This is a genomic window from Mycobacterium simulans (assembly GCF_900232995.1).
In the GTDB taxonomy this organism is placed as follows: Bacteria; Actinomycetota; Actinomycetes; order Mycobacteriales; family Mycobacteriaceae; genus Mycobacterium; species Mycobacterium simulans.
The window spans coordinates 1-1,864 of the sequence record NZ_OCVX01000071.1 but is presented as its reverse complement, the minus strand read 5'-3'; the positions used below and the strand labels follow the sequence as shown (position 1 = coordinate 1,864).

Here is a 1,864-nt window from a genome sequence, read left to right as displayed (position 1 = left end):
TTCCCCCACCCGCCCTGCACGCATTCAGCTCCGAGCGTCGCGCGTTTCTGAAAATTCCCACTGACACACCGTTTTACGAAGAATCGACGTATTGGAATCCGTCCTGGACTATCACTCACGGTGCCATCCAGACGACGACCATCTATGACATGGAGACCACCGCAGTCGGTATCGGCTCGGGCAAACTGCTCTCCGCGGAGTCTTTCAAGAAGATGGTGTCGACCGATCTACGCGGTAAGACGCATACTCAACCGGGCTGTCCGACCTGCTTCGAACAAGTCGACGGCTACACCTACGGTCTCGGCATCGTCATATCCGGCAATTGGCTAATGCAGAATCCGATGTTCGCCGGTTACGCCGCCGTTGAGGCCTATCTGCCGTCGCAAAAGGTAGCGATCGCCGTCGTGGTTACCTACGCCCCTGAGGCGTTCGATAACCAGGGCAACTACAGCAACGAGGCCGACATATTATTTCGCAAGATCGGTGCCGAGGTGGTGCCGAACGACGCCCCACCCATGCCACCGGGGAGATAGCCATGGGAGTTATTGCATATCGGATAGTCGTCACTATCGTTGCGTTATTGGGCCTTTCAGTGGTGACACCCCGTGCGGACGCCGACCCCAACGTGACGCTGCCACCGATGACCTCCACCGGCAGTGGACCGGTCATCGGTGGTGGCGGAGCAGCCCCGGGGATCTCGCAGCAACTGTTCAGCTTCGGCAATCCCAACGTCCAAGAGGTTGACGGCTCGGATGCCGCCCAATTCATCACGGCCGCAGCCGCGCTAACGAATCGCGACCTCGCCTCTGTGTTCCAGCCGTTGCAACGGGCGCTGGGTTGCCAACAAGATAACGCGGGGTTCGGGGCACGCGCCTACCGACGAGCCGACGGGCAATGGGGCGGCGGAATGCTGGTCATCGCCAAGAGCACGGTCCCCAACGTCGATGCCCTTACTTCTTGCGTCAAGTCCGGATGGCGCAGGGCCACGGCGGGCGGGGAAGCATCGATGTGCAACAGCGGCTGGAGCTACCCGCCCTTCAGCGACACCCGTCGCGGCGGCGAGGGCTACTTTGTCCTGCTCGCTGGCACAGCCTCGGACTTCTGTAGTGCGCCCAACGCGAACTACCGAACCACCGCAAGCGGGTGGCCCAGCTAAAACGGCGGTGGGTCGTCGTCGGGATCCGGCGGGGCGGGCCCGGTGTAGCTGGTGAGTTCGGCTCGCCGGGTGGCGCGGGCGGCCATGCGCGCGGCGTGGTTTTGACGGCGTTCGGCGGCGACGCGGTAGGCGCGGTCTTGGGCGCGGGTACGGCGGCGTTTGGGCATCATCGCGGTCCGCTCACCGCAGTAGTCGACCGCGAGATCGGCTTCGGGTGCCGGCATGCCGCCGGTGGAGCGGCACAAACCGGGAAACAGCAACGCGCTGCCCGGGGTGGTGACATAGGTCTGCCCCGACGGCGAGGTCAAAATCAGGGTGCCGTCGGGCAACTGCTGCTCGCGCCACCCCCAAAACGTCTTCACCAGATGATGGGTGCGGCAATAACACTTCAAATTCGACGCATGCGTGGGCCCACCCTGCGCGAAGGGAACCGTATGGTCCACATCGCAATTGGTGGCGGGCTGATCGCAACCCGGCTACCGACACGTCAAATCCCGACACCGCACAAAATCGGCCAACGCCTGGGAGGGCTGATAGCCGGGCTCGGGCGCGGCGTCGCCGGGATGGATCAGCGGCACCAGCCTGGCCGACTGAGCCAACTCGGCCACCAACTCCGCAGTGATCAACCCGTCCGCACCGATCAGGGAGGCCGGCGCGGTCCCGATGCCGTCGAGCGTGGCCTGCTCGGCGATCACATGAATCACCACC

1 protein-coding gene and 2 pseudogenes are annotated in these 1,864 nt (G+C 63.8%); 2 read left to right on the top strand and 1 reads right to left on the bottom strand.

Features of this window, described 5'->3' with window-relative positions; genetic code table 11:
* Both MSIMFI_RS27245 and MSIMFI_RS27240 read left to right on the top strand, forming a co-directional pair.
* Positions 1-533 (top strand): annotated as a pseudogene (locus tag MSIMFI_RS27245) (serine hydrolase); the annotation flags it as partial.
* 2 nt (positions 534-535) lie between these two features.
* Positions 536-1,156, top strand: coding sequence for a hypothetical protein (locus MSIMFI_RS27240; RefSeq protein WP_191500029.1), 621 nt, complete (start codon positions 536-538; stop codon positions 1,154-1,156).
* Here MSIMFI_RS27240 and MSIMFI_RS27235 read toward each other — a convergent pair.
* Positions 1,153-1,864, bottom strand: a pseudogene (locus MSIMFI_RS27235) (DUF222 domain-containing protein); the annotation flags it as partial. The gene MSIMFI_RS27240 and the pseudogene MSIMFI_RS27235 sit on opposite strands and share 4 nt — an antisense overlap.